A 26,639-nucleotide genomic window follows, 5' to 3' on the forward strand; every position below is an offset into this window, starting at 1 on the left:
TTAATCTTGAAAATTTATATCAATCTAAGATGCCGACATTCTTTAAGAATATCTTCATCATTGCCTTTGTCTATGCCTAGTACGTCTTTTATTTTGCTTTTGCGCTTCTTAATAGTGTCTTGAGACAAATTCATGGTTTCGGCAATGGTTTTAATTTGAAACCCTTCTGAGATTAGGGTTATTATTTGACGATCAACACTGTCTAAAAGTCCTTGTGAAAGTAAACGCTCTTTAATACTCTCTCTAACTGTTTCGGTATAATAGGTATTTCCTTCTACAACAGCATCAAAAGCTTCCAATAAGCCATCGCCATCAAAATCGCTTTTAATTAAAAGTCCGTTTGGTCGTACTTTGTGCACAATGTCATATAGTATAAAAGCTTCGGCATGAGACGTAAGCATTATTATTTTGGTTTCTGGCCAATGTTTGCGAGATAAAAGCGCTAAGTCTTCGCCCGATTTTATCTTTTTGTCTAAGTAAGGCGGTAAACTCCGGTCGAGAAATACCAAATCAAAACGAACTGGGTTGGAGGTATTAGTTATTATGTGGTAAGCTTCTTCGCAATTAAAACAGGTAGTTGTTTCAATTTCTATGTCTTTATTGTTGTACTGTAAAATTGCTTTGTAGCCATCAATTTGAGAAGGATGATCATCAACCATTAAAATTTTGTACAGCATACCGTTAATTTTAACTTTGTGTGAAAGTATAAAACTAAATCGGAATAGACAAATTTATTTTTGTCCCTTTTTTAGGATAGGATTCGATTTCAAAAGTACCACCAATGTCTTCCATTCTTTTTTGCATATTTTTTAATCCGATACCGTTTTTCGCAATTTTCATTTTAAAACCAATGCCGTCGTCTTTAATTTCAATTGAAATTGCGTCTTCTTTTTTAGACATGGTAATGGTCACCGTTTGAGCTTTGGCATATTTATCAATATTTTGAAGTGCTTCTTGAATTATTCTATAGCTATTTATTTTAGCGTTGTTATTTACTGTTTCCCAATCGATTCGCTCGTCGTTATTTAGTATAAAATTGATTTGAGTATGGTTTTGAATAGTGGCAAAAAGATTTTCAACAATACTATTAAAATTGGAACTGTCTGAAAATAAATTTTTATTCAAATCGTGGGCAATGGTTCTAATTTCTTTTTCAATTGCTTGGATGTCTTTAATATATTCGAGACATTTATTAATTGTTTCTTGATCTGTTTTTTTGTTAAGTACAAATAAATTCAATCGGATGCTCGACAATCTCCCCATTACACCATCGTGTAATTCTTGAGAGATTCTTCGTTTTTCAATTTGCTTGCCTTCTTCAATTTTTTGTTGTTGGTTCAACATCAATTGGTAAATTTCTTCGTTGGCTTTTTGTTGTTCTTGTTTAAAAAGCAACTCTCTAGTTTTGTTTTTTTGCGATTTATTCAAAAACCATAAAACAACGACTAATAAAATTAAAAACGCAAATCCCGAAATAACCCAAATACGTTGCGTTAGTTTGTCATTTTGTATTTCTATTACATTTTTTTGCTGACTAATTTCATCGGTTTCAAATTCGATACGCGCATATTTATCTCGAGTGGCGCGTTCAATATTTTGTAAACTATCATTAAGTTCAATGTATCTATTAGAATAGAAAGACTCGTTTTGAGGATTAGCAAGTGCTAAAAGTTGCAAAATCTTCAACTCATCTTCAAAAATATTGTTTTTATGAGAAAGCAACTGTGCGTCTTTCAAATAAGTGTTTGCTTTTAACGTATCCTTTTGAGCTAAATAAAATTCGCCTAAATACGTTTTGGCTGTAATTTGAATGGGAATACTTTGAATGCTATCCCCAATTTTTAATGTCTCATTGAATTGGTTTACGGCCGATTTTTCGCCAAGTTTGAATTTGGAGTAGGCAATGATATTGGTTAAATAGCAATACATTGAAGGTTGAGTTTGTTTAAAATTGTCAAAACTCAATCCTTGATAGGAGTATTTTATTGCTTCTTTAAAATTATTTTCTTTCTGGTAAATGAGAGCGATATAATTGTAGATGGATGCTTTCCATACTAATTTATTTACTGTAGAATCAACACGCTCAACCGCCTCTAAAGCTTTGTTGTAATACTTTAATGCTTCTTCATTTTTATTCAATCCCACTAATGAATTAGCAATAGTTATGTAACAGCTAAATATTAAATCATTATTTTTTCTTTGTTTTGCAATTTTTAGTGCTTTAATTGCCATACTTTCTGCTTCGGTAAAATTCTTTTGACACCAAAGTAAATCGGCTTTACTTTGGAGAATAGTGCCCATAAAAGGATTGCCTTTTTGACTTCTAGAAATTTTTTCCGCCGTTGAAAAGTGGTAAAAAGCACTATCGTTTTGAAACTTATTGAAATAATAAATTCCTAAATTCGTATTTGCTTCAATCCTACCAAACGGATCGTTGACTATCGTTGACTTTTCATCTATATATTTATATATTTCAAAATAATTTTTTTTATTATAAACAAATTTAACGGCAAGTTCTTTAAGTTCTTTTCGAACTACAGTATCGTATTGTTTAGATTTTAATTCAATAAAAGCAGGGTCTAAATTGTCAGTTATCGAATCATTCCCTTTACTTTTAGATTCATCACTTTTATTTTTATGACAGCAAATAAAAAAGACTATAATAATTATGTAAATGATTTTTTTCAAGAAAATATTTTTTTCAAATTTACAAAATAATTTAAGTTCTCAAGAGGTGCTAAGCTACACAACTTGAGAACTTAAATAAGATAATCTATGATTTTGGATTTGGTAGTGGTTGTAGTGGCGGATTAATATCGCCAGCTTTTTGTGTTGAGCCATCCAATTGGGATTGCATTGTTGTTTTTTGTTTTGGGTTTTCTATTTCATCCGCGGTACATGATGTAAATGTAACGAATAAAGTAATAATTGCGATGGTGTAAACTAATTTTTTCATGTTTTTTAAGTATTAAATAAGACAATAGTTTTCTGTGTAATAACATTGGCTATCAATGTTTTACGGTTTTTAATAAAAAATTTAGGAATTCCTTGTACTTGTAATACTACGATGTAAAACTATCTCTATAAAAGGGATTGACTTTACGTTAAAAGTGTATATTTTGTTAAAATTTCAACTACTTTTACACTCTCTTTTATAGTAAATAATGAATAGAACATTAGTCATTGGCGACATTCACGGCGGATTACGCGCTTTACATCAAATCATGGATAGAGCCAAAGTAACAACAGATGATACATTGATTTTTCTTGGGGATTATGTAGATGGATGGAGTCAATCGCCTGAAGTAATCGATTTTCTAATCGATTTAAGTAAAAAACAAAACTGTATTTTTATTCGCGGCAATCACGATGAGCTACTTTTCGATTGGTTGTCTTCTAATAATGAAAACATTGATGAAAGTATGTGGTTTAAACATGGTGGCGAAGCAACTGTTCTTGCTTATGATACTGTTTCCGAAACAAAAAAGAAACGACATATCGAATTTCTACAATCGTTACAAGATTATTACCTAGATGAGCAAAACCGATTATTTATTCACGCAGGATTTACCAACATGAACGGTATTGAATATGAATATTTTCCAAAACTCTTTTATTGGGACAGAACGCTTTGGGAAACTGCATTGGCATTAGATGCTGCTATTTCTAAAGATAGTTTTTTGTACCCTAAACGATTGAAATTATATAATGAAATTTACATTGGCCATACTCCAGTTACCAAAATAGAACAAACTATTCCAATACAAAAAGCATGTATTTGGAATATCGACACGGGTGCAGCTTTTAATGGACCATTAACAATACTGGACGTTGATACCAAAGAATTTTGGCAAAGCGAACCTTTAAACGTGTTGTATTTTAATGAAAAAGGGAGAAATTAAAAATATTACTTACTTTTGCTAATAACAAATTAAAATTTAAATAAAAAATGAAAAAAACAATCACGTTAGTAGCAATCATTATGGTAAGTTGCGTTAATGCTCAAGCTTATAAAGGGAAAGGCGATATCAAAGCACAAGTAGGGTTGAATATGCAAGATGGCGGAACAGGAATTAATTTTTCTGCCGATTTTGGTTTGGGGGAAAACATGTCATACGGTTTTGTAGCATCCTATTTGCTTTCGGTAAAAGAGCCTAATGGAACGAGTGCTGATTTTAGTGACAGAGCAGACGCGAAAGTTCGTTTTAACGCCAACTTGGGTAGTGTTTTTAAATTGGACAAAGCCATGGATATTTATCCAGGATTGAATTTGGGGTTAAGAAATTTTGGAGCACATTTGGGCTTTAGGTATTTCTTTTCAGAAGGATTTGGTTTATATACTGAAGCAGGAATTCCAATAGCAAGATACGACAGAAATATTCAAGGATTTGACGAATATAACAATCAATTTGTGTTTCAAATAGGCGCTTCATTTAACCTTTAAGGTGAGTGTCATTGACCAAAAACTAAACGAAAGAAGCGGTTCTATATGTGAATTGTGTGGCTCTACTGAAGATTTAAGAATACATCTAACAAAAGAAGAATCCATATCGGTAGACAATTCTGTTTTGGTTTGTTCGACTTGTAAAAGCCAAATAGAAAATACGACACCAACAGACCCAAATCATTGGAGATGTCTTAGTGATAGTATGTGGAATGAAAATAAACCTGTACAAGTTGTAGCTTGGCGAATGCTTAACCGATTACGTGCAGAAGGTTGGCCACAAGATTTGTTGGACATGATGTATCTTGACGAAGAAACCTTAGTTTGGGCAGGTGCTACTGGGGAAGGCGAAGACGAAGATGGTAAAATAGTTCATAAAGATGGAAACGGCAACATTCTAAAAGATGGCGATTCGGTAGTTTTAATTAAAGATTTGGATGTCAAAGGAGCCAATTTTACCGCAAAACGTGGAGCGGCAGTTCACAACATCAAATTGGTTTGGGATAACGCGGAACAAATAGAAGGAAGAGTTGAAGGACAACATATTGTTATTTTGACGCAGTATGTGAAGAAGACGAAGTAAAACACAGATTGCTCAAATTATCACAAATTAAACGCTACAAATATTCCCAAAAATTATCTTTATTTACTACAATGGTGTTTTTGGGATGGTATTTTTCGGTAAACGATTTTGTGAAAATAACCTTTTTGTTTGGGTTGTATTTTATTTCGTAAGCCGTTATGTCATTTTCTATTATTTCTAAGAAGTCAATTTCTGCTTGTTGGGTATTTCTCCAGTAGTGTGTTTTTCCGTAAAATCCTTCGTAGGATAATTTTTTAATTCTCTCACTAATAAAGAAATTTTCAAATAAAGCACCCACATCTTGTCTGTTTTGTAATGGACTGAATTGTCCAATAATAGCATTTCTTATTCCATTATCATAAAAATAGATTTTTGGTTTTGAGGTGATTTCGTTGCGTTGGTTGGTGTTGTAGGGATTTAGTCTGAATATTACAAATGCTTTTTCTAGTAAATCAATATAATTTACCACGGTCATTCTATCTACCCCAAGTATTTTTGATAACTCGTTATAAGATACTTCGCTGCCTAGTTGAAGTGCAAGTGCATTAAGCAGTTTCATCAACAAGTCTGGTTTTTTGATATTGACTAATTCTAAAATGTCTTTATATAAATAGCTACCTGCCAATTGTAGCAGAATTTTTTGTTTTTTTTGTTCCGTAACTACTTCTGGATACATACCATAAATTAAAAATTCTTCTAGTCTTTCAAACGATTTTGCAAAAGAAAAGTGGTTTTTAATTTCGTTCCAGCTTAAAGGGAATAATCGATGCTCCCATTTTCTGCCCGTTAGCGGCTCGTTAATTTCATTGCCTAGATCTAAAGAAGAAGAGCCTGTGAGTATAAATTGTTTGTTAAGTTTGGCATCGATAAGCATTTTAACTGTTACACCAATATTTTGTATGCGTTGTGCTTGATCTATTACAATAACTTCAAAATCGGATACCGTTTCTTTCAGAAAATTAAAATTAGCATTGGCAAACGTAAGGCGTGTTTGTGGATCATCTCCATTTAAAAACAAGACTTTTTTATTGGTCATTAATTTTTCAATTAATGTGGTTTTGCCCACTTGCCTTGGACCTAATAGCACAATTGCTTTTTTATAATCCCAATCGGCTACAATGTTTTTAGAAATGTCTCTAATTATCATGGTGCAAATATACTAAAACTTATTTACAACCCTAAAAAATTATATTATTTTGAGGTTATAACCCTAAAAAATTATATTATTTATATGTTTCACTACTTGACGAAAAGTTTTTTTTCAGATTTTTGGAAGATTGTAATAATGAAACTATTGAATTGCACCAACGAAATTATTGGTGGCTGGGCTTAGCGTTGTTTTTTGTTGGCGTTGTCGGGGTGTTTATACTACAGCGGTTTATTGAGAGGCACCGTTGTTCATAACATCAAATTGGTTTGGGATAATGCGGAACAAATAGAAGGCAGAGTTGAAGGACAACATATTGTTATTTTGACGCAGTATGTGAAGAAGACAAAGTAAGGTTGAACAACATTTGAACCATATAAGGCATAAAAGAAATTAGAAGATTTAAAAAGTTAAAAAAGGCGTTCAAAATTTCTGAACGCCTTTTTTCTTATATGAAACTTGTATGAATTATATCGTGCAAAGCCAAAATCTATAGGTCAAATTTAATTCCTTGTGCCAATGGCAAACTTGTAGTATAATTGATAGTATTTGTCTGTCTTCTCATATAGATTTTCCAAGCATCTGAACCCGATTCTCTTCCGCCGCCAGTTTCTTTTTCTCCACCAAAAGCACCGCCAATTTCTGCTCCAGAAGTTCCAATATTTACATTGGCAATGCCACAATCTGAACCAGCAACAGATAAAAAGGCTTCTGCTTCACGCAAATTGTTAGTCATAATTGCTGATGATAAACCTTGAGCAACACCATTTTGAACAGCAATAGCATCGTGAACATCACCTAAATATTTTAATAAATATAAAACAGGTGCAAACGTTTCGTGTTGCACAATTTCAAATGAATTGTCTGCTTCAGCTATTGCTGGTTTTACGTAACAACCACTTTCGTAACCTTCACCCTTCAGCACGCCACCTTCAACTAGTATTTTTCCGCCTTCGGCAACTACTTTTTCCAAAGCTTTTTTGTACATCTCAACAGCATGCGTATCGATAAGCGGTCCAACGTGATTTTTTTCATCTAAAGGATTTCCGATTTTTAATTGTCCGTATGCCGAAACGATAGCATCTTTTACTTTATCATAAATACTTTCGTGGATAATTAATCTACGAGTTGAAGTACAACGTTGTCCTGCTGTTCCAACAGCGCCAAAAACAGCTCCTATAACTGTCATTTTAATATCGGCATCTGGGGTTACAATGATAGCGTTGTTTCCGCCTAATTCTAATAATGATTTTCCTAAACGAGCAGCCACTGTTTGTGCCACAATTTTACCCATTCTAGTAGAACCAGTTGCCGAAATTAAAGGAACTCTTTTGTCTGAAGTTAATAATTCTCCAATTTTATAATCACCATTGATTAAACAAGAAATCCCTTCGGGAAGGTTGTTTTCTTTTAAAACTTCGGCAATAATGTTTTGACAAGCGATGCCGCATAAAGGTGTTTTTTCGGATGGTTTCCAAACACAGACATCGCCACAAATCCATGCTAAAGCAGTGTTCCAAGCCCAAACTGCCACGGGGAAATTGAAGGCCGAGATAATTCCAACAATTCCAAGCGGATGATACTGTTCGTACATTCGGTGTCCAGGACGTTCTGAATGCATGGTTAATCCGTGTAATTGGCGCGAAAGGCCAACGGCAAAATCGCAGATATCAATCATTTCCTGAACTTCGCCATAACCTTCTTGCAATGATTTACCCATTTCATAAGAAACTAGTTTTCCAAGAGGTTTTTTTTTCTCACGCAATTTTTGTCCAAACTGACGCACAATTTCACCGCGTTGTGGTGCTGGCATCAATCGGAATGTTTTAAAAGCATCGGTTGCGGATTGCATTACTTTCTCATAATCAGCTGGGGTTGATGCTTTTACTTTTCCGATTAATTGTCCGTCAACTGGTGAATAACTTTCTAGAATGGCTCCATTTGAAAAGTTATTTTGTCCTGTTGATGTACCTTCGTTGATGGTTTTTATACCGAGTTGAGTTAAGGCCTCGGTCATGCCGAATTGTTGTGCAATTGATGCCATTGTTATATAAATTTAATTGTATTGAAGTTTAAAGCAAAAATAGATAGAATTTATTTATCACATTTCTTAAATCGTTGGCAATTTTATGTAAATAAAAAAAGCAGCTTTATGCTGTTAACATAAAACTGCTTCAAAGAGCTTCAGTTTTTAAAAATTTTTAATCTATCAACATGGGAGTTTTACCATCAGTGATAATAACTTTGCTATTGGCAGATTTTGACAATTCCATAAAAGCTTCAATAGAACGAAGTTTAATAATATCGGAATTTAATCCTTCTGAAATTATTTTTTGAGAATCTCTAGTACCTTTAGCTTCAATAATTTTTCTTTCGGCTTCTAGTTTTTCTTGTTGTAGTACAAACTCCATTCTCATAGCATCTTGTTCGGCTTGTAATTTTCTTTCTACCGAATTTGCTAAACCAGCTGGCAATTGAATGCTTTTCATTAAAACAGACTCAATTACAATTCCCTGTTTGGAGAGAACTTCACCCATTTTTATTTTTATTTCAGACTCAATGTTAGCTCTCATTCCCGAGTGCATATCTTTCGCAAAAAAATTAGAGCTTACATCAGCTGCTGCGGAACGAAAAACATTTGAAATTATGTTTTCGTATGTTAATCCATAAGTTCTAATAATAGAAGGAACTTTGTCTTTTTCGAGACGGTATAAAATGGATACTTGAGAGATAACACTCATACCTTCTTTACTCGGTAAACTCAGATTCAATTCTAAATCGGTGGTTTGGATAGACGCCTTCACAATTTTGCTTGTAAAAGGGTTAAATAAAACCGGACCTTGATCTGTAATTTCATCAGAAAGTTTTCCTAATCTTTGTTTCACTCCCACTTCACCTGGGCGAACAACAGAGCAGCTTTGCAAAAGCAGAGCGCTAAAAGCAATTAAAATAATTTTTGTTTTCATGTTTTTCCTTTTTTAACAAATTTAAGAACTCATTTTCTAAATAAAACTTAGATAAAAGTTATAAAAAACATAAAATTTTATTAATATTTTAAACAGAATTGATTTGACCTAACTAACTTTTTCTAGTAATAAAGGGATTAGGTTTTAGTAGAAGCCGATACTTTTTGTATAGTGATCAGACTGAAAATTATTTTTCAGTAAATCTTGCATCTGCTTCCATAATGGTTCCACAATTCGAACAGGTTCTTAAGTCGATAGAATTATAAAAATGATGGAAGTGCTTTAAAAAGTCTTTTTCAATATTGTGCAGTTCAAAATAAACCTCATGTAGTTTATGATTACAATTGTCGCAATACCAAAGTAACCCATCAGGAATATTTTTTCCTTCTCTTTTACGTTCTACAACTAGCCCGATAGAATTTTCAGTTCGAGAAGGCGAGTGCGGCACTTTTGCAGGTAATAAGAACATGTCGCCAGCAGAGAGTTTCATGGCTTTTTTTTCGCCATCTTCCTGAATGAAAACCGTAATTTCACCTTCTAGTTGATAGAATAACTCTTCGGTTTCGTTGTAATGGTAGTCTTTACGTGCATTTGGACCAGCAACAATCATAACTATATAATCACCAGAGTTAACGTATAAATTTTTGTTGCCCACAGGCGGCTTTAATAAATGACGATTTTCATTTACCCAACTGGTAAGATTAAAAGGTTTTGTGGTTGCCATTTTTATCATAATTATAAAAATAAAAAAGGTTAGTAATCACTAACCTTATTTTCTTAATTAACTTGTTTGAGCAGGTAAATATAAACAGGAAAGTGATCACTAAATCCAATTTCATTCATACTATGCCTTAAAGGATATCCTTTATATTGTCCAACAGTTGTAATCATATATGGTTTATTATATATTCCGGCTTTCCAATATTGGAATGAGGCATAATCGTTTTTTACTAATGCTTCTGAAACCATTATTTGATCAAAAATATCTCCAGCATCGCGGTAAAATAATGTTGCATTTCCTTTGTAAAACATTTCCTCGAATGGATTATAAATACCAAATTGCTTTACTTCTTCTTTTTTCCTCTTAGCACCAATGCCTTCTTTGACACTTTTGTTGTAACTTCCATCATTTAAATCGCCCATGGTAATAATCTTTGCATTAGGATTAACTTTAAAAATTGAATCCATAATTTGTCTGTTCAATCTTCCTGCTGCTTCTCTAAAAGGAGAGCTTTTCTTTTCACCACCTGAACGTGAAGGCCAGTGATTAACAATTATATTAATTTCTTCGCCGTCAAGAAAACCAGTTACTAGTAGTTGGTCGCGGGTGTAAACTCTGTCAAGATTTTTATCAATTTCGGATTTATCGTCGGAAGCATCATCTACTTCATTCTTTTCTTTTGCTTTTTGGTTTATTTGATTTCTGTAAATTAATAAAGGAATACTTTTAAAACTTGTAGGTTTAAAATGTTTTTTTTGGTATAATAGAGCAACATCAATTCCTCTTTTGTCAGGAGATTCGAAATGAACAATGCCATAGTCTCTATTGATTAAAGCAGGTTCTTTTACTAAATCTTCTAAAACACCACGATTTTCAATTTCACAACCACCAATAAGTGTAGGCGAATTGTTAGGATTTTCTCCTGTACCAATTTCAGAAAGCACTCTAGCTAAGTTATGTAGTTTTTTCTTATATTTTTCAAAAGTCCAGTTTTGCGCACCATTTGGCAGCCATTCTTCATCATTGTTTGGACCATCTATAGTATCAAACAAGTTTTCAAAATTGTAGAAGGCAACTGTATGCACAATATACTTTTTTCCTTGCGCATTTGATACAGAAATTGCGAATAATACAAAGAAAAGGGCAATTAGGTTTTTTATTTTCATAAAACGTATATTAATTAAATGTCAAGTTTTTTACAAACTTCGAGCCAAAAGTAAATAATATTATTAAAATATGTACATTTGTCCGCTTTAAGTTTTTATTAAGACTTAGCTAACAGAATTTAACAATATTTTATTTATGAAAAAACTTGTTTTTAGTGCCTATTTTGTATTGCAAGTTGTTTTTGTTTTTGCCCAATCAACGGGTTTCTCCGGAAAGGTAATAGACTCAAAAACGCAAAAACCTTTACAAAATGTAGTTGCATCTATCCAAAACACCACGTTTACAACACTCACTAATGCTGCTGGAGTGTTTACTTTTAATGAACTTACCGCCGGAAGTCAAACACTTTTGATTAAAAGTACTGGTTTTAAAGATCAGCTCTTGGTAGTTGATGTTGAAGACGGTAAAATTCTCGATTTAGGAATTGTAGTTTTAGAAGAAGATGTAACCTTTGAACAGCAAATCAACCTTATTACTATACTCGAAAATGATTTAGGAGATGATAATAGTGGCTCAGAAAATACAGCCGGTTTATTACAAGCATCACGTGATACTTATCAGCAAACAGCTGCATTCAACTGGGGACAAGCTCGTTTTAGAATTAGAGGTTTGGATAATGAATATTCAAATACCATGATTAATGGTGTTTCGATGAACAAATTATTGGACAACAGACCACAATGGGGAAATTGGGGTGGTTTAAATGACGCTACACGTAACCAAGAATTTACTATGGGTTCTGCACCGTCAGATTACACTTTTGGTAGTATTCTAGGAACACAAGAAATAAACACAAGAGCTTCAATTTACAGAAAAGGAACACGTCTTTCATACGCAGGCACCAATACTAATTATAACTGGAGAGCTATGGCAACTCACGCATCAGGAATGAGTAAAGATGGCTGGGCTTTTGTGATTTCTGCTTCTAGACGATGGGCACAAGAAGCTTATTTTGAAGGAACAGATTATTCTGCTAATTCAGTTTTTGCCAGTGTGGAGAAAAAGTTTAACGACAACCATAGTTTGAACTTCACCTCTATTTATGCTCAAAACAGAAGAGGAAGAAACTCTTCAAATACAGATGAAATCAATAGTATTGCCGGCAATCGTTATAACTCCTTTTGGGGTTGGCAAAATGGCGAAAAGCGAAACTCTCGCGATAGAGAAGTAGATGAGCCAATAAACATGTTAACACATTATTGGAAAATAAATGATAAAACACAATTGACCTCAAATGTGATGTATCAATTTGGTAAAATTGGAAACTCAAGATTAGATTTCGTAAATGCGGCTAACCCAGATCCAACATATTATCAAAACTTACCAAGTTTTTTCACCTCACTATATAATTCTGATCCTACAACGGTTCCAAGTGAAGTTTTTCAGCCAGGAGGTTTGGGAGGTGTACCTACGCCAAACTTGATCGGCGCCATGGATGCTCCTTTCTTTACACAAAGACAAATTGATTGGGACGCATTATATAGAGCTAACACAGTGCCAATCGTTGATGAAAATGGTATTGAAATAGGTCGCGAAGCAGGAAGAAGTGCTTATGTTCTTTACGAAGACAGAACAGATGACAACCTTTTTGTAGCCAATACAATATTAAGTTCGCAATTGTCTGATAATATTGTGATGAATGCCGGTGCTAGTTACAGCCGTTTGAAATCCCGTAATTTTCAAATGTTAACCGACTTGCTTGGCGGTTCTTCTTTTTTGGATATTGACCCTTTTCAAGAAGGTACAGCGCAACAGCCTGATCTAAACAATCCTAATAGAGAAGTTGGTGTTGGTGACAAATTTGGATATAACTATAATTTATTTGCAGATCATATTGATGCATTTACGCAGTTCAAGTTTACTTACAGAAAAATTGACTTCTACTTGGCGCAATCCTACAGTAGAAAAACATATCAAAGAGAAGGGTTGTTTAGAAATGGAATTTATGCGGCATCTTCATTTGGGAAAAGTGATGTGATTGAATTTGACAATTTTGGTTTTAAAGGTGGTTTAACTTATAAAATTTCGGGTCAACAATTTTTAACGTTTAATAGCTTGTACATGTCAAAAGCACCTTCCATGCGAAATGTTTTTTTCAATGCAAGATTAAGTAACCTGCCTATTAGAGATTTAAAGAGTGAAACTGTTTCTAACCTTGATTTGAGCTATATTATAAAAACGCCAACATTTAAAGCAAGGTTTACAGGATTTTTTGCCAACATACAAGATGCTACCGAAACTTCATTTTTCTTTGCAGAAGGCGCATTAGAAGAATTTGAAGGTGATGGTGGTGACGCTTTTGTGGCCGAAATAGTAACAGGGTTAGATAAACTCAATATGGGTGTAGAAGTAGGTTTAGAATATCAAATAACATCCACAATTAAGGCAACTGCTGCTGCGTCTTATGGACAATATACCTATAATAGCAATCCAAACGTAGTTCTAAATGATGATGCTCGTGCGGCAAGAGGGCTTTCACCTTTAGTGAATCTTGGAGAATCTAAGCTTAAAAATTATAGACAACCTGGTATTCCTAACCAAGCCTATGCAGTAGGATTAGAATACCGCGATCCAAAATTTTGGTGGGTTGGTGCCAATGTCAACTATTTAGCTGATACTTATTTAGACGTATCTTCTGTTTTAAGAACAAATAGTTTTTTAAGAAATCCTTTCGATTTGAACGGTGGACAGTTTCCTGAGGCAACACAAGAAAGAGTGGATCAATTGTTAAGACAAGAAAAATTCAATCCTTACACTCTTATTAATTTAACAGGTGGTAAATCGTGGAGAGTTTCAGGAAAAAATCCAGTAACACTCGGATTATTTGCAACTTTAAACAATATCTTTGATGTACAATATAAAACTGGAGGTTTTGAACAAGCTCGAAATGCTAATTTTAGAGAGTTAAATCAAGATGTTTCTAGTGGAACACCAGCTTTTGCACCACGTTATTTTTATGGTTTCGGGAGAACCTATTTTTTCAACTTTTATGTTAACTTTTAAAAAAATAAAATTACAATATGAAAACAACATTTTTTAAATCAATCCTTGCTTTTACTTTTATTGCAAGTTTTACATCAAGTTGCGTTAATGACGACGACTATGAAACACCTCAAGTTAACTGTATCGAAACAACTTTACAAAAAAATAAAGAAGTAGCAGATATCGTTGCTGGATCTTCAGTTACTCAGTATCAACAAGACGACGTGATTGAAGCTTATGTGGTTTCTTCGGATAGAGGAGGAAACTTTTTTAAGACTATCTCATTTCAAACATTGCCAACAACTGCACAACCACAACCATCAGCATTTAGTGTGCCTATTGATGTTTTGTCAACTTTTATCACTTTTGAGCCAGGAAGAAAGGTATTAATCAAAATGAAAGATTTATATACCGATTTCAGTAATGGTAGTAGAAGATTTGGTGGTATTTTTGTAAGTACCTCAAATGTACCATCAGTAGGAAGATTGTCGGTAGTTGCAGCCAGAGCAGCGTTGAATAAATCATGTTTAATTGTACCAGAAGATCAATTAAAAAGAACGTTAACTATTCCGCAAGCATTAAACGATGCAAATATCAATACGCTTATTGAACTTGATAATGTTCAGTTTACTAATCAAGCCATAACAACTACTTATTACGATGCAACTAACGATGTTGGTGGTGCAACAAATCATTTGTTGACCGATGCCGAGGGAAATACTATAGTATTCAGAACGAGTAGTTTTGCAAATTATGCTGCCAAGCCAGTAGCACCAGGAAGAGGTAAAGTAAGAGGAGTTTTAACAAAATTTGGAACTACTTATCAGTTTGTGGCAAGAACAGAGGATGATATTAAGCTTGACGGACCGCGAGCTGTTCCGCTTTTTTCCGAAAATTTTGAAGGTGTTAGTAGCACAGGAAACAATCAGTTTATTTCATTAGCTGGATGGTCAAATGTTTCTATGAATGGTGGTGCCGAAAGATGGGAAGCAAGAATTTTTAGCAATAATAGATACGCACAATTTTCTCCTTTTGGGTTAACACCAGCTGAGAATAATGTAGATACTAGATTAATTACACCAGCAATCAACCTAGACGCAACAACGGGAGAGTTTTTAAGATTTGGTTCAAAGATTGGTTTTGCAAATGGCGAAGCTGTAACTGTATGGATTTCAACAAATTATGACGGATCTGGAACAGTGGCTGCAGTAAATGCAGCAACTTGGACACAGCTAAATGCTGTCTTTGCACCACAATCTAGTAGTTTTCCAGCAAACTTTACTAGCTCAGGTAGTATAGATTTATCGTCTTATTCTGGAAATGCATATATATCCTTCAGATATGTAGGAGGAACAAACACAATTTCGTCCACCTATCAAATAGATAACATTGAAGTAATTGCACAATAATATGAAAAGAATTTTAGCAATACTATTTCTTCTACCAATGGCTTTTGTTTCTTGTGGAGAAGATGAAGATAATTTTGTACAACAAAACTATCTTGTTGGTAAGTGGGAAATCAATGAAACTGGCGCAAGAAGTCCACAAGGGGTTATTGTTTATCAACCCTATGTAAATAACACAGATTGTAAAGACAATTATATTTTTAATGCCGACTTTACTTTTCAAAACAATGATTACAACACAGAAGGAACTTGTGTGAGCAATGCTATCAATGGAACCTACAGCCGTTTATCAACTAATGTTACCCTGAACTACACTATTCAAGGCTCTGGTGGCGCACCACAACAAGTGCAACAGACATTAACAGTAGTATCACTAACTTTTACAGAAGTAATTTTAGCTTACACTAACGATGTAAATCAAATCGTGTATTTAAAATGCACAAAAGTGTAGTCTAAATTCACAATATTTTATAGTAAAGCGCTACACTTGTGTAGCGCTTTCTTATTTTTTGTATTTATAAGTAATGTGGAGTACACCGTGGAATTGCTTATTAAAATAAAAACAATCGGTGCAGAAATGGGTTATAATCAAAAAAAACCTCACTAAATAGTGAGGTTTGCATTTACTCTGGATCATTCATTTTAAAACTCTCCATAAACTTCGTCGTATAATTTCCTGCTACATAGTCTGGTTCATCCATCAACTGTCTGTGGAAAGGAATGGTAGTTTTTATTCCTTCAATCACAAATTCATCCAGCGCACGTTTCATTTTATTTATAGCTTCTTCCCTTGTTTGCGCCGTTGTAATCAATTTTGCAATCATCGAGTCATAGTTTGGCGGAATCGTATAACCAGCATAAACATGTGTGTCTAGTCTCACACCGTGTCCTCCAGGCGCATGAAGCGTCGTAATCTTTCCTGGTGAAGGTCTGAAATCATTATAAGGATCTTCCGCATTAATACGACATTCAATAGCGTGTAATTGTGGTAAGTAGTTTTTACCTGAAATGGGCACACCTGCTGCAACTAATATCTGCTCGCGGATCAAATCATAATCAATAACTTGTTCTGTGATGGGATGTTCCACTTGAATTCGTGTATTCATTTCCATGAAATAGAAATTTCGGTGCTTATCTACTAAAAATTCTACTGTTCCTGCGCCTTCATATTTTATAAATTCCGCAGCTTTCACTGCAGCTTCGCCCATTTTATTTCGCAAATCATCCGTCATGAACGGTGAAGGCGTTTCCTCGGTTAACTTTTGATGACGTCGTTGTACTGAACAATCTCTTTCAGACAAGTGACAAGCTTTGCCATATGAATCACCCACTACTTGAATTTCGATATGTCTCGGTTCTTCAATAAGTTTTTCTAAATACATGCCATCATTCCCAAATGCAGCAGCGGACTCTTGTCTAGCGCTTTCCCACGCCTTGAGTAAATCTTCTTCTTTCCAAACGGCTCGCATTCCTTTTCCACCACCGCCGGCAGTTGCTTTAAGCATTACTGGAAACCCCATTCCTTTAGATAACTCTAAGGCTTGTTCATATGATTCCAAAAGCCCATCAGAACCAGGAACGCAAGGAACTCCTGCGGCTTTCATTGTAGCTTTTGCCGAGGCTTTATCACCCATTCTGTCAATCATTTCAGGTGAAGCACCAATAAATTTGATACCGTGTTCTTGACAGATTTTAGAAAACTTTGCATTTTCAGAAAGAAATCCATAGCCGGGATGGATAGCATCTGCATTTGTAATTTCTGCAGCTGCAATAATATTTGACATTTTCAAGTAAGACAAGTTACTTGGTGGTGGACCTATACAAACGGCTTCGTCAGCAAACTTTACGTGCAAACTTTCTGCATCTGCAGTAGAATATACTGCAACGGTCTTAATACCCATTTCGCGACAAGTTCTAATTACACGAAGCGCAATTTCACCTCTATTGGCAATTAATATTTTTTTAAACATCTTTTTAAAATTAGATAATTAGACAATTTGATACTGAATCAATTAAAAATTAGTTGTTCGAAAATAATTTCCAACTTCCAACTTCCAACTTCTAACTTTTTAAGATGGATCAACTAAGAATAATGGTTGGTCAAATTCAACAGGTGACATGTCATCAACAAGAATTTTTACAATCTTACCAGTGATTTCAGCTTCAATTTCGTTGAATAGCTTCATTGCTTCTACAACGCATAACACATCGCCTTTTGCAATTGTACTTCCAACTTCTACAAAAACAGGCTTGTCTGGCGAAGGTTTACGGTAAAAGGTGCCAATCATTGGAGATTTTATAGTAACGTATTTTGAATTATCATCTGTGGCAACAACTGGTACAGCGGCAACCGGAGCAGCAGGAATTGCAGCAACTGGCGCAGCAATAGCTTGTTGCATTGGTGCTTGAACGTAAGTAATATCAGATGAATTACCTTCTAACGTAGTTCGTATTGTAATTTTTATATCTCCGGTTTCTAACTTTACTTCAGCAACTCCAGAATTGGATACAAATTTGATTAGGTTTTGAATTTCTTTTAAATCCATAATTAGTTAGTTTTAGTGTTAGTTTATTGTTTGTTATAGGCCCATTTTAAATAGATAGAACCCCAAGTGAATCCTCCTCCAAATGCTGCAAAAATTAAGTTATCTCCTTTTTTAAATTTGTCTTCAAAATCATTGAGAAGCAGCGGTAAGGTCGCGGAAGTAGTATTACCATATTTTTGAATATTGACCAATACTTTTTCTTCATCTAATCCCATTCTGTTAGCAGTTGCGTCAATAATTCTTTTATTAGCTTGGTGAGCAATTAACCAGTTAACATTGTCTTTGGTTAAATTGTTACGCTCCATGATTTTTTCACTTACATCTGCCATTCCCGAAACGGCATATTTGAAAACTGTTTTACCATCTTGAAAAACGTAGTGCTGTCTGTTTGCTACTGTTTCAGCAGATGAAGGAAGTATAGAACCTCCTGCATCTATTTTCAAATATTCTCTGCCAATACCATCACTTTTTAAATATTCATCCTGTAGCCCAAGACCTTCATGATTTGGTTCAAATAAAACGGCACCAGCACCATCTCCAAAAATGATACAAGTAGCTCTATCAGTATAATCAATGATAGATGACATTTTATCAGCACCTATTAATAGTACTTTTTTGTATCTACCCGATTCTATATATGCAGCAGCATTTGACATTCCATAAAGAAAACTTGAACATGCCGCTTGCAAATCGTAAGCAAATGCGTTGATAGCACCAATTTGAGTAGCCACATAAACTCCAGTTGCGGCAACTGGCATATCAGGTGTTGTGGTTGTCATAATGACTAAATCTATCTCTTTAGGATCAATTTTAGATTTAGAAATCAAATCTTTTGCAGCTTTTATTGCCATAAAAGAAGTGCCTTTATATTTTTCTTTCAGGATTCTCCTTTCCTTTATCCCTGTGCGAGTGGTAATCCATTCGTCGTTGGTGTCAACCATTGACTCAAGAACTTGATTTGATAGCACAAATTCTGGAACATAAGCTCCAACTGCAGTAACTGCAGCAGTTATTTTATTCATAAAAATCGCATTTTTTTCCTTCAATATACGCCACTAAAAAGTGGTGGAAATTACAAAAAATTTTCAAACTAAAGTCTACAATAGTACTTATTTGTTGAAATTTAAGAAAACAAAAAAACTCCCACATAGTGAGAGTTTGTTTTAAATAAAACTTTAATTAAGCAACAGCTACTGATTTATCAATAACAACTTGTCCTCTATAGTACATCTTACCTTCGTGCCAGTAAGCTCTGTGATATAAATGTGCTTCTCCAGTTACTGGACAAGTTGCGATAGTTGCAACAGTAGCTTTATAATGTGTTCTTCTCTTATCTCTTCTAGTTTTGGAGATTTTTCTCTTAGGATGTGCCATTTTGTTATATTATTTATCCGTTAATAGATTTTTTAATTTGTCCCAACGCGGGTCAATTTCTTGTTTATTTTCTTTGTTAATTTCTTTAACTTGTAGCTCTTTTAGTTTGTTTAGCGCTTCTGTTTTTAAGGTGCCATCTTTAACACCTGGGTGAACTCTTTTATGAGGAACAGACAATACAATCATTTCATAAATGTATTGGGATAAATCAATTTGATGTTCTCCATGAGGTAACACTAGTAATTCATCATTATCACTATTATATTGCTCACCAAATTGAACCACTAATTTTATTTTTCCTTTAATTGGTAAGTCAAATAATTCGCCTGTTAAATCACAGGGTACATTGACGGTTCCTTTATGTTTGAAATTGATTTCTAGCATGTTACTTTTTTTGTCTAAAACAACATCAACTGCTAAATTACAATTTTCAAATTCGTCAAAATTAAATTCGTCAAAGAACTTCTTGCTTATTTTAAAACCAAATTGATGTTTTCCTAATTTTAATCCTATGAATGGAATTAAATATTCATTCGTAATTTTCATCTAAACAACAATTTGTGCCGCCTTTTCGGGAGTGCAAAGATATAAAAATATTACAATTTCAATAACCTTATAAACATTTTTTTTTTATAACTGTTTTTCTTTTGTCTTTAATGGATTTTTGCTTATTTCTTCGAACTGATTTCGAGAATTATAAATATCAATAGCTGTATAAACTGCTTCTTTGAAGGAATTAAAGTCGGCAATTCCTTTTCCAGCAATTTCATATGCTGTTCCATGGTCAGGAGAAGTTCTAATCTTATTTAGGCCAGCAGTATAGTTGACACCATTTCCAAAAGATAGTGTTTTGAATGGAATTAACCCTTGGTCGTGGTATGTAGCTAATATAGCATCATATTTTTCATGTTGACTGTTTCCAAAAAATCCGTCAGCAGCAAAAGGTCCAAAAACCAAATTTCCTTTGTCAAATAGTTTTTTTATGACTGGCTTTAGAATTTCATCATCTTCTTTACCTATTACACCATTATCGCCAGCATGAGGATTTAGCGCAAGTACTGCAATCTTTGGTTTATTGATGCCAAAATCCTTGGTTAATGTAGACTTGATGGTTTCTATTTTCTGAACTATTAATTTTTCATTCAAATTTTTTGCTACATCGTTAACAGGTATATGATCTGTTAATAAACCTATCCTTAAATTATTATGAATCATTAGCATTAAAGCATTGCCTTCTAATTCCTTGTTTAAATAATCAGTATGCCCAGGAAATTTGAATTCCTCCGATTGTATATTATACTTGTTTATGGGAGCTGTAACTAAAACATCTACTTGATTATCTTTTAAGGCTTTCGTTGCTGCTACAAATGACTTAATGGCATATTTTCCAACAATATCATCATTTGTACCAAAATTTAAATCAATACTTTCACGCCAAACGTTTAAAACGTTGATTTTACCGAGAACTAATTGCTCTAAATTATCAATACCATGAAGAGCAGCAGACAATTCTAGTGTTTTTTTTATGAATGATATTACTTTTACATTCGCAAAAATAACAGGCGTGCATAATTCAAGCATTCTCGAATCTTCAAATGTCTTTAGCACCACTTCGCTTCCAATACCGTTTAAATCTCCAATGGATATTCCAACGATTATATTTTCTGCTTTTTTCATTAGAATGACAAGTTATTTATTGCTAATTTTGAAGTGCAAATTTAGTAAAATAAAATCACAATGTTTACAGGAATAATTGAAACTCTAGGAACTATAAAAGGTATTGAAAAAGAAAAAGATAATGTTCATCTCACAATTTTATCTGATGTTACCAAAGAATTAAAAATTGATCAAAGTTTGGCGCACAACGGTGTTTGTCTGACAGTTGTTGCAATAAGTGATGAAGAATACACAGTTACTGCGATAAAAGAGACAATTGAAAAAACAAATATTGGCGACTGGACAACAGGAGACCTAATCAATTTAGAACGCGCCATGAAGCTCGGAGATAGACTTGATGGACACATTGTGCAAGGACATGTGGATCAAGTTGGTATCTGTAAATTTATTGAAGAAGTAAATGGAAGTTGGTATTTTACTTTTGAGTATGATAATAAATTTGATAATGTAACAATTGAAAAAGGATCAATTACGATAAATGGTGTTAGTCTAACTGTTGTAAATTCAAAAGAAAAAGAATTTAGCGTGGCCATTATTCCGTATACATATGAGCATACAAACTTTAAAACTTTTAAAATCGGGACAAAAGTAAACTTGGAGTTCGATGTTATAGGAAAATACATCGCAAAACTACATGCTCTCCGACAATAAAATCTAAAACTTATAAAGAACTACGAAAAAGTATCCAGATTAAAAGGATGACTTTTTCGCATTAGTTATGTAAATCTTGTAAAAACTATAAAGCAATGCAATGCCTGCCAAAACTAATAGACTACCGTCTAAAGGCAAACCTGGTGGCGGTGGCGGCGTCGAAGGCGGTGGCGGTTCAGGTGCTGCAATAACAGTTGTTAAAGGCACAAGTAACGCAACGAGAATAATTAAAATCCTATTTGGGACAAATTTCATAGAGCGTAAAAGTAAAAAAAAAATCCAATCTCCAAAATAAAAATTTTAGATAATCGATAAACTTAACAAAATGTTAAATTAAAAAACATCTGAATCGTAATCAACCAAAAAAAAGACCTCATTTTCGAGGTCTTTTTTTGTGGTCCCACTTGGGCTCGAACCAAGGACCACCTGATTATGAGTCAGGTGCTCTAACCAACTGAGCTATAGGACCAGTTTTGAGGTTGCAATATTACTATTATTTTTTTTGCATTGCAACTATTTTTATTGGATTTCTTGACAAAGTTCAATCAAAACACCGTTTGTGCCTTTGGGATGTAAAAATGCGACCAGCTTATTGTCGGCTCCTTTTTTTGGTATTTCGTTTAAAACTAAAAACCCTTCATTTTTTAATCTTTCAATTTCTGAAAAAATATCTTCTACATCAAATGCAATGTGGTGAATACCTTCACCTTTTTTTTCTATAAATTTAGCAATAGGACTTTCAGGATTTGTGGCTTCAAGTAGTTCAATTTTGTTTGCACCATTCATGAAAAAAGAGGTTTTCACTCCTTCGCTCGATACTTCTTCTTGTTTATAGGGTGGATTTCCGAATAGCTTTTCAAAAAGTAAATTGGATGTTTCTAGACTATTTACCGCTATTCCAATATGTTCAATTTTTCGCATTTTATTTTTTGTTTTAACAATAACAAAGATAAGAAAAATATAAAATTGTATTTTTGCACTATGGAAACAAATAGACAAAAGAAAATCGGCAGTGTATTGCAAAAAGATTTGGTAGATATTTTGCAAGGTGAAATACGTAAAAATGGCATCACCAACTTAGTTATTTCGGTTTCAAAAGTAAGTGTCACTACTGATTTGTCTATTGCGAAAGTTTACCTTAGTGTTTTTCCACAAGACAAAGCCAAAGATTTATTGGAAGCGATAAAAACCAATGCGCCTTTGATAAAACATGATTTGTCGCAACGTGTAAGATTACAATTGCGAAAAGTGCCTAATCTCGCTTTTTATATTGATGACTCATTGGATTATATAGAAAAGATTGACAATGCATTGGCAGGAAAAGAAAACCCAATCGAAAATCGTGAACTTCTAGAAAAACGCAAGAAATTCTAATTTGAACTTTTCTCTATACATAGCCAAACGTTACCTTTTTAGCAAAAGTAAAAATAATGCTATTAATATAATAACTGGCATTGCTTCCGTGGGAGTTATTGTTGGTGCTATGGCATTGTTTGTAGTGCTTTCTGTTTTTAGTGGTTTACGTGATTTTAGTTTGTCTTTTTCCAATGATTTTGATCCCGATTTAAAAATTAATCCAAAAACAGGAAAATCATTTCAAGTTACACTTGCACAAGAAGACTTGTTAAAGCGAGTAGAAGGAATTGTATCGTATAGCAAAGTTGTAGAAGAACGTGTGCTTTTCTTTTTTGACGGAAAAGAACAGGTAACTTATTTAAAAGGTGTTGATGCTAATTACACTAAAACAAATTTAATTTCCCAAAAAAACATTTTCAATGGCAAGTGGTTAACGCCCAATACATATCAAGTTGTTATAGGTTATGGAATTTCACAAAAATTGTCTTTAGGACTTTTTGATTTCAACAATCCCTTTGAAGTATATGTTCCCAGAAAAGGAAAAGGTGTTATTGAAAGCGAAGAGGAAGCTTTTAATAAAACAATTTTAATTCCAGTAGGAATTTACGCTGTTAGCGAGGATTTAGATAGTAAATATGTTTTTTGTGACCTAAGCTTGGCGCAACAATTGTTGGAACTAAATCCAAATCAAGTATCTGCTATTGAAATTAAGTTAAAACCCAATGTTGATGAAACAATAATAACCCAAAATCTGAATAAGATTTTTAACTATAAGGTTGAAGTAAAAAATCGTGCACAGTTAAATGCTACACTTTACAAAATGCTAAATACCGAAAATATAGCCGTATATTTAATTTTTACTTTAGTAATAATTATTGCACTTTTTAATTTAATTGGCGCTTTGATAATGATGATTTTGGATAAAAAAAGTAATTTAAAAACACTCTTTAATTTAGGTTCAGAAATCACAGATTTAAGAAATATATTTTTACTGCAAGGAAGTTTGTTAAGTATTATTGGTGGAATTATTGGTTTAGTTTTTGGAACTATTATTGTTTTGCTACAGCAACAATTTAACTTAATAATGATTACTGATACTTTACCCTATCCTGTAGTTTTTAGTTTTCGAAATGTATTTATTGTTTTTATAACAATAGTAATTTTGGGAGTATTAGCAAGTTGGATTGCCAGTTCTAGAGTGACTAAAAAATTGATTGACTAAGCAAACTGGTAGTTAGAATATACTTCCTCAATTTCATTTAAAGCTTGGAACAAAGTTTCAGCCGTTTCAAGTGTTACCAATTTTAGCCGATGTTCTTTAAAGTTTGAAATTCCTTTAAAATAATTGGTATAATGACGACGCATTTCTACAATCCCAACACGTTCGCCTTTCCAATCCATTGACCAAGTGAGATGATTTCTTGCCGCTTCTACTCTGTCGTGCATTGTAGGTTGAGCAAGATGTTCTCCTGTTTGAAAATAATGTTTGATTTCGTTAAAAATCCACGGATATCCAATGGCAGCACGGCCAATCATCATTCCGTCAAGGCCAAATTTATTTTTATATTCCAATGCTTTTTCAGGAGAATCGATATCGCCGTTTCCAAAAATTGGCATGGTAATTCTAGGATTGTTTTTCACTCTCGCAATATGTGTCCAATCGGAATGACCTTTATACATTTGCGCTCGCGTTCTAGCATGAACAGTTAATGCTGCAACGCCTATATCTTGCAATCGCTCAGCAACTTCATCAATATTAATAGAATTTTCATCCCAACCCAAACGTGTTTTTACCGTTACCGGAAGATTGGTTCCTTTAATTACCGCTTTGGTCAAACGCACCATCAAATCTACATCTTTCAAAACACCTGCGCCTGCGCCTTTGCATACTACTTTTTTTACAGGACAACCAAAGTTGATGTCTACCAAATCGGGTTGAACAGCGTCTACAATTCGTGACGACATTTCCATTGCTTCTTCATCGCCACCAAAAATTTGGATACCAACTGGACGTTCGTAGTCAAAAATGTCTAATTTCATTTTACTTTTTACTGCATCACGAATCAAACCTTCTGAAGAAATAAATTCGGAGTACATCAAATCGGCACCATGCAATTTACACAATCTGCGAAACGGCGGATCGCTCACGTCTTCCATTGGCGCAAGTAAAAGCGGAAAATCGGGTAAAATGATGTTGCCTATTTTGGGCATTGCTATTTATATTTTGGCAAAGATAGGTAAGAAAATTTAGTTTTGAAATTATATCGAAGTAACAAACACAATACAATTAATCCTTATTTTTACAAAAAACTTCTTCATGCTTTTTCAATTTGGTGCGTACAGTTCGCTTTTACTTATTTCTTTTACACAAGGAATAATTTACAGTGCTTTACTCGTATTAAAAGCCATACGAACTGAGAATAAATCCAACTATTGGTTAAGCCTTTTCATCTTTTTATGTAGTTTGTTTATTGCGCCTTGGATGCTAGGTTTTGCAGGTTGGTATGACAATCAACCCTACAGAGATTTTATGTTTTACATGCCTTTTCAGCATTTATTTTTTATAGGTCCGATAATTTATTTTTACACTCAAAGTTTATTAAATCCATCGTTCAAATTTTCTAAAAAATACACGCTTCATTTACTTCCTGGATTTTTTTATTTACTCTACATTATTGCAATATGGATTTATGATAAGTTCATTTTAGGCGATTGTTATTTCTATGCCAACGGAATGGATAAAGATTTTGACGAATGGTATCAAAAATTGGGTTTGATTTCAATGATAATCTATTTTATACTGAGTATTCGCTATTATAATGTTTATAAAAAACTAATGTTTCAAGTAGTAAGTTATGCTGATTCTGTTTTGTTTAAATGGATAAAAAACTATTTGATTGCCTTTTTAGTGATGCTGCTTTTGCCGATAGCATTTGATATTATTGGCTATTTTTTTCCAAAAATAAAAACCTATCAAGGAAGTTGGTGGTTTTTTATGCTCTTTTCAATTGTTATGTATTACATTGCCATTACAGGATATTCCAATCCAATTAATTCTTCTATACCATTTAAAATTTCTCTTTTTGATAAGAATCCAATTCTTTTATTAAATTCAAATAATGCTGAAGAAGTCGAAACTGTAATTGATATTGAGCACGAAACATTTGAAGAAGTAAATGCGCCAGAAATTCAGCACTGGAAATCTAAAATTGAAACCTTAATTCAAGAAGAAAAACTCTATCAAAATCCTGAATTAACACTTTCTGATTTAGCAAAAAAACTTGAAACCAATGCGTCAGTAATTTCCAAAACCATTAATCAAGGATTTGGTTTAAACTTTAACGACTTTATCAATAACTACCGAATTGACGCAGTAAAAAATAGTTTTGCTATTGGCGAACATAAAAAATCTACTTTATTAGGAATTGCTTATGACTGTGGATTTAATTCCAAAGCCACTTTTAACCGTGCGTTCAAAAAAAATACTGGAAAAACACCTAAAGAATTTATAGAAACATTATAACTTCAATATTAATAGTATTTCCCAACTATTAATCAGTTAGTCTCAAATTATAATTTGAAGCGATTGCCGATGATTTATGGCGCAATTTTGCCCTGT

At 33.5% G+C, this 26,639-nt stretch carries 27 protein-coding genes, 1 tRNA gene and 1 pseudogene; 12 read left to right on the forward strand and 17 right to left on the reverse strand.

Annotation, left to right across the window (positions count from 1 at the left end):
* Positions 1-14: 14 nt before the first annotated feature.
* The 3 genes from WFZ85_RS03120 to WFZ85_RS03130 all read right to left on the reverse strand — a co-directional run bounded on the left by WFZ85_RS03120 (position 15) and on the right by WFZ85_RS03130 (position 2,956).
* Entirely contained in the window at positions 15-677 is a 663-nt protein-coding gene (locus WFZ85_RS03120; RefSeq protein ID WP_342694824.1) for a response regulator transcription factor, read from the reverse strand.
* Positions 678-711: 34 nt separating this feature from the next.
* Positions 712-2,688: a tetratricopeptide repeat-containing sensor histidine kinase gene (locus tag WFZ85_RS03125; RefSeq protein WP_342694825.1), complete on the reverse strand. Its 1,977-nt coding sequence runs from the start codon at positions 2,686-2,688 to the stop codon at positions 712-714.
* A gap of 85 nt (positions 2,689-2,773) precedes the next feature.
* Positions 2,774-2,956, reverse strand: a complete 183-nt coding sequence (locus WFZ85_RS03130) for a hypothetical protein (RefSeq protein ID WP_342694826.1) — start codon at positions 2,954-2,956, stop codon at positions 2,774-2,776.
* 208 nt (positions 2,957-3,164) lie between these two features.
* Here WFZ85_RS03130 and WFZ85_RS03135 point away from each other — a divergent pair, with 208 nt between their 5' ends.
* The 3 genes from WFZ85_RS03135 to WFZ85_RS03145 are packed head-to-tail and all read left to right on the forward strand — an operon-like array spanning position 3,165 to position 5,027.
* Entirely contained in the window at positions 3,165-3,902 is a 738-nt protein-coding gene (locus tag WFZ85_RS03135; protein WP_342694827.1) for a metallophosphoesterase family protein, read from the forward strand.
* A gap of 47 nt (positions 3,903-3,949) precedes the next feature.
* The gene (locus WFZ85_RS03140; protein ID WP_342694828.1) at positions 3,950-4,444 is read left to right on the forward strand and encodes a DUF6646 family protein; all 495 of its coding nucleotides are present in this window, start codon (positions 3,950-3,952) and stop codon (positions 4,442-4,444) included.
* 1 nt (position 4,445) lies between these two features.
* Complete coding sequence (locus WFZ85_RS03145) at positions 4,446-5,027, forward strand: PhnA domain-containing protein (RefSeq protein ID WP_342694829.1); 582 nt, start codon at positions 4,446-4,448, stop codon at positions 5,025-5,027.
* Positions 5,028-5,061: 34 nt separating this feature from the next.
* On the opposite strand, the gene WFZ85_RS03150 is transcribed toward WFZ85_RS03145, so the two are convergent.
* Positions 5,062-6,174 (reverse strand): ATP-binding protein, encoded by a 1,113-nt coding sequence (locus WFZ85_RS03150; RefSeq protein WP_342694830.1) that lies wholly within the window; start codon positions 6,172-6,174, stop codon positions 5,062-5,064.
* Positions 6,175-6,411: 237 nt separating this feature from the next.
* On the opposite strand from WFZ85_RS03150, the pseudogene WFZ85_RS03155 reads away from it, so the two are divergent.
* Positions 6,412-6,528 (forward strand): annotated as a pseudogene (locus tag WFZ85_RS03155) (PhnA domain-containing protein); the annotation flags it as partial.
* 136 nt (positions 6,529-6,664) lie between these two features.
* Here the strand turns inward: WFZ85_RS03155 and amaB are convergent.
* From amaB to WFZ85_RS03175, 4 genes are all read right to left on the reverse strand, one after another.
* Positions 6,665-8,218 (reverse strand): L-piperidine-6-carboxylate dehydrogenase, encoded by a 1,554-nt coding sequence (gene amaB / locus WFZ85_RS03160; protein ID WP_342694831.1) that lies wholly within the window; start codon positions 8,216-8,218, stop codon positions 6,665-6,667.
* 157 nt (positions 8,219-8,375) lie between these two features.
* Complete coding sequence (locus WFZ85_RS03165) at positions 8,376-9,140, reverse strand: prohibitin family protein (protein WP_342694832.1); 765 nt, start codon at positions 9,138-9,140, stop codon at positions 8,376-8,378.
* Positions 9,141-9,327: 187 nt separating this feature from the next.
* A complete protein-coding gene (locus WFZ85_RS03170; protein ID WP_342694833.1) occupies positions 9,328-9,864 on the reverse strand; it encodes a 3-hydroxyanthranilate 3,4-dioxygenase in 537 nt (178 codons plus the stop codon).
* Positions 9,865-9,917: 53 nt separating this feature from the next.
* A complete protein-coding gene (locus tag WFZ85_RS03175) occupies positions 9,918-11,027 on the reverse strand; it encodes an endonuclease/exonuclease/phosphatase family protein (RefSeq protein WP_342694834.1) in 1,110 nt (369 codons plus the stop codon).
* Positions 11,028-11,163: 136 nt separating this feature from the next.
* On the opposite strand from WFZ85_RS03175, the gene WFZ85_RS03180 reads away from it, so the two are divergent.
* The 3 genes from WFZ85_RS03180 to WFZ85_RS03190 are packed head-to-tail and all read left to right on the forward strand — an operon-like array spanning position 11,164 to position 15,867.
* Positions 11,164-14,031, forward strand: a complete 2,868-nt coding sequence (locus WFZ85_RS03180) for a TonB-dependent receptor (RefSeq protein WP_342694835.1) — start codon at positions 11,164-11,166, stop codon at positions 14,029-14,031.
* Between the two features lie 17 nt (positions 14,032-14,048).
* On the forward strand, positions 14,049-15,419 hold the full coding sequence (locus tag WFZ85_RS03185; RefSeq protein ID WP_342694836.1) for a DUF5689 domain-containing protein: 1,371 nt from the start codon (positions 14,049-14,051) through the stop codon (positions 15,417-15,419).
* Between the two features lies 1 nt (position 15,420).
* Positions 15,421-15,867, forward strand: a complete 447-nt coding sequence (locus WFZ85_RS03190) for a lipocalin family protein (RefSeq protein WP_342694837.1) — start codon at positions 15,421-15,423, stop codon at positions 15,865-15,867.
* Positions 15,868-16,039: 172 nt separating this feature from the next.
* On the opposite strand, the gene accC is transcribed toward WFZ85_RS03190, so the two are convergent.
* From accC to pdxA, 6 genes are all read right to left on the reverse strand, one after another.
* Positions 16,040-17,386, reverse strand: coding sequence for an acetyl-CoA carboxylase biotin carboxylase subunit (accC, locus tag WFZ85_RS03195; protein ID WP_342694838.1), 1,347 nt, complete (start codon positions 17,384-17,386; stop codon positions 16,040-16,042).
* Positions 17,387-17,485: 99 nt separating this feature from the next.
* On the reverse strand, positions 17,486-17,962 hold the full coding sequence (gene accB, locus WFZ85_RS03200; RefSeq protein WP_342694839.1) for an acetyl-CoA carboxylase biotin carboxyl carrier protein: 477 nt from the start codon (positions 17,960-17,962) through the stop codon (positions 17,486-17,488).
* A 23-nt stretch (positions 17,963-17,985) separates the two neighbouring features.
* A complete protein-coding gene (locus tag WFZ85_RS03205) occupies positions 17,986-18,984 on the reverse strand; it encodes a beta-ketoacyl-ACP synthase III (protein ID WP_342694840.1) in 999 nt (332 codons plus the stop codon).
* Between the two features lie 157 nt (positions 18,985-19,141).
* On the reverse strand, positions 19,142-19,336 hold the full coding sequence (rpmF, locus tag WFZ85_RS03210; protein WP_342694841.1) for a 50S ribosomal protein L32: 195 nt from the start codon (positions 19,334-19,336) through the stop codon (positions 19,142-19,144).
* A 9-nt stretch (positions 19,337-19,345) separates the two neighbouring features.
* Positions 19,346-19,882 carry a YceD family protein gene (locus tag WFZ85_RS03215; protein ID WP_342694842.1) on the reverse strand — a complete coding sequence of 179 codons (537 nt, stop codon included), beginning with the start codon at positions 19,880-19,882 and terminating at the stop codon, positions 19,346-19,348.
* 84 nt (positions 19,883-19,966) lie between these two features.
* On the reverse strand, positions 19,967-21,013 hold the full coding sequence (gene pdxA, locus WFZ85_RS03220; protein ID WP_342694843.1) for a 4-hydroxythreonine-4-phosphate dehydrogenase PdxA: 1,047 nt from the start codon (positions 21,011-21,013) through the stop codon (positions 19,967-19,969).
* A gap of 60 nt (positions 21,014-21,073) precedes the next feature.
* Here pdxA and WFZ85_RS03225 point away from each other — a divergent pair, with 60 nt between their 5' ends.
* Entirely contained in the window at positions 21,074-21,664 is a 591-nt protein-coding gene (locus WFZ85_RS03225) for a riboflavin synthase (protein ID WP_342694844.1), read from the forward strand.
* A 100-nt stretch (positions 21,665-21,764) separates the two neighbouring features.
* Positions 21,765-21,959 carry a hypothetical protein gene (locus WFZ85_RS03230; protein WP_342694845.1) on the forward strand — a complete coding sequence of 65 codons (195 nt, stop codon included), beginning with the start codon at positions 21,765-21,767 and terminating at the stop codon, positions 21,957-21,959.
* A 100-nt stretch (positions 21,960-22,059) separates the two neighbouring features.
* Here WFZ85_RS03230 and WFZ85_RS03235 read toward each other — a convergent pair.
* Together WFZ85_RS03235 and mce are read right to left on the reverse strand one after the other, a co-directional pair.
* Positions 22,060-22,133, reverse strand: a tRNA-Ile gene (locus WFZ85_RS03235).
* 50 nt (positions 22,134-22,183) lie between these two features.
* Positions 22,184-22,585, reverse strand: a complete 402-nt coding sequence (mce, locus tag WFZ85_RS03240; protein WP_342694846.1) for a methylmalonyl-CoA epimerase — start codon at positions 22,583-22,585, stop codon at positions 22,184-22,186.
* Positions 22,586-22,645: 60 nt separating this feature from the next.
* Between mce and rbfA the strand changes: the two genes are divergently transcribed.
* Both rbfA and WFZ85_RS03250 read left to right on the forward strand, forming a co-directional pair.
* Positions 22,646-23,038, forward strand: coding sequence for a 30S ribosome-binding factor RbfA (gene rbfA / locus WFZ85_RS03245; protein ID WP_342694847.1), 393 nt, complete (start codon positions 22,646-22,648; stop codon positions 23,036-23,038).
* A 1-nt stretch (position 23,039) separates the two neighbouring features.
* Entirely contained in the window at positions 23,040-24,242 is a 1,203-nt protein-coding gene (locus tag WFZ85_RS03250) for an ABC transporter permease (protein ID WP_342694848.1), read from the forward strand.
* On the opposite strand, the gene dusB is transcribed toward WFZ85_RS03250, so the two are convergent.
* Positions 24,239-25,231 (reverse strand): tRNA dihydrouridine synthase DusB, encoded by a 993-nt coding sequence (gene dusB, locus WFZ85_RS03255; protein WP_342694849.1) that lies wholly within the window; start codon positions 25,229-25,231, stop codon positions 24,239-24,241. The two genes, WFZ85_RS03250 and dusB, sit on opposite strands and share 4 nt — an antisense overlap.
* A gap of 106 nt (positions 25,232-25,337) precedes the next feature.
* Between dusB and WFZ85_RS03260 the strand changes: the two genes are divergently transcribed.
* Positions 25,338-26,543, forward strand: a complete 1,206-nt coding sequence (locus tag WFZ85_RS03260) for a helix-turn-helix domain-containing protein (RefSeq protein WP_342694850.1) — start codon at positions 25,338-25,340, stop codon at positions 26,541-26,543.
* The last annotated feature ends 96 nt before the right edge of the window (positions 26,544-26,639 follow it).

This window comes from Flavobacterium aureirubrum, assembly GCF_038739835.1.
In the GTDB taxonomy this organism is placed as follows: domain Bacteria; phylum Bacteroidota; class Bacteroidia; order Flavobacteriales; family Flavobacteriaceae; genus Flavobacterium; species Flavobacterium aureirubrum.

Bases quoted from the DNA above. Each gene is read 5' to 3' on its own strand.
- WFZ85_RS03120 (WP_342694824.1), bottom strand. From the start codon at position 677: ATGCTGTACAAAATTTTAATGGTTGATGATCATCCTTCTCAAATTGAT.
- WFZ85_RS03130 (WP_342694826.1), bottom strand. From the start codon at position 2,956: ATGAAAAAATTAGTTTACACCATCGCAATTATTACTTTATTCGTTACA.
- WFZ85_RS03135 (WP_342694827.1), top strand. From the start codon at position 3,165: ATGAATAGAACATTAGTCATTGGCGACATTCACGGCGGATTACGCGCT.
- WFZ85_RS03140 (WP_342694828.1), top strand. From the start codon at position 3,950: ATGAAAAAAACAATCACGTTAGTAGCAATCATTATGGTAAGTTGCGTT.
- WFZ85_RS03150 (WP_342694830.1), bottom strand. From the start codon at position 6,174: ATGATAATTAGAGACATTTCTAAAAACATTGTAGCCGATTGGGATTAT.
- amaB (WP_342694831.1), bottom strand. From the start codon at position 8,218: ATGGCATCAATTGCACAACAATTCGGCATGACCGAGGCCTTAACTCAA.
- WFZ85_RS03165 (WP_342694832.1), bottom strand. From the start codon at position 9,140: ATGAAAACAAAAATTATTTTAATTGCTTTTAGCGCTCTGCTTTTGCAA.
- WFZ85_RS03170 (WP_342694833.1), bottom strand. From the start codon at position 9,864: ATGGCAACCACAAAACCTTTTAATCTTACCAGTTGGGTAAATGAAAAT.
- WFZ85_RS03175 (WP_342694834.1), bottom strand. From the start codon at position 11,027: ATGAAAATAAAAAACCTAATTGCCCTTTTCTTTGTATTATTCGCAATT.
- WFZ85_RS03180 (WP_342694835.1), top strand. From the start codon at position 11,164: ATGAAAAAACTTGTTTTTAGTGCCTATTTTGTATTGCAAGTTGTTTTT.
- WFZ85_RS03185 (WP_342694836.1), top strand. From the start codon at position 14,049: ATGAAAACAACATTTTTTAAATCAATCCTTGCTTTTACTTTTATTGCA.
- WFZ85_RS03190 (WP_342694837.1), top strand. From the start codon at position 15,421: ATGAAAAGAATTTTAGCAATACTATTTCTTCTACCAATGGCTTTTGTT.
- accC (WP_342694838.1), bottom strand. From the start codon at position 17,386: ATGTTTAAAAAAATATTAATTGCCAATAGAGGTGAAATTGCGCTTCGT.
- accB (WP_342694839.1), bottom strand. From the start codon at position 17,962: ATGGATTTAAAAGAAATTCAAAACCTAATCAAATTTGTATCCAATTCT.
- WFZ85_RS03205 (WP_342694840.1), bottom strand. From the start codon at position 18,984: ATGAATAAAATAACTGCTGCAGTTACTGCAGTTGGAGCTTATGTTCCA.
- rpmF (WP_342694841.1), bottom strand. From the start codon at position 19,336: ATGGCACATCCTAAGAGAAAAATCTCCAAAACTAGAAGAGATAAGAGA.
- WFZ85_RS03215 (WP_342694842.1), bottom strand. From the start codon at position 19,882: ATGAAAATTACGAATGAATATTTAATTCCATTCATAGGATTAAAATTA.
- pdxA (WP_342694843.1), bottom strand. From the start codon at position 21,013: ATGAAAAAAGCAGAAAATATAATCGTTGGAATATCCATTGGAGATTTA.
- WFZ85_RS03225 (WP_342694844.1), top strand. From the start codon at position 21,074: ATGTTTACAGGAATAATTGAAACTCTAGGAACTATAAAAGGTATTGAA.
- WFZ85_RS03230 (WP_342694845.1), top strand. From the start codon at position 21,765: ATGCCTGCCAAAACTAATAGACTACCGTCTAAAGGCAAACCTGGTGGC.
- mce (WP_342694846.1), bottom strand. From the start codon at position 22,585: ATGCGAAAAATTGAACATATTGGAATAGCGGTAAATAGTCTAGAAACA.
- rbfA (WP_342694847.1), top strand. From the start codon at position 22,646: ATGGAAACAAATAGACAAAAGAAAATCGGCAGTGTATTGCAAAAAGAT.
- dusB (WP_342694849.1), bottom strand. From the start codon at position 25,231: ATGCCCAAAATAGGCAACATCATTTTACCCGATTTTCCGCTTTTACTT.
- WFZ85_RS03260 (WP_342694850.1), top strand. From the start codon at position 25,338: ATGCTTTTTCAATTTGGTGCGTACAGTTCGCTTTTACTTATTTCTTTT.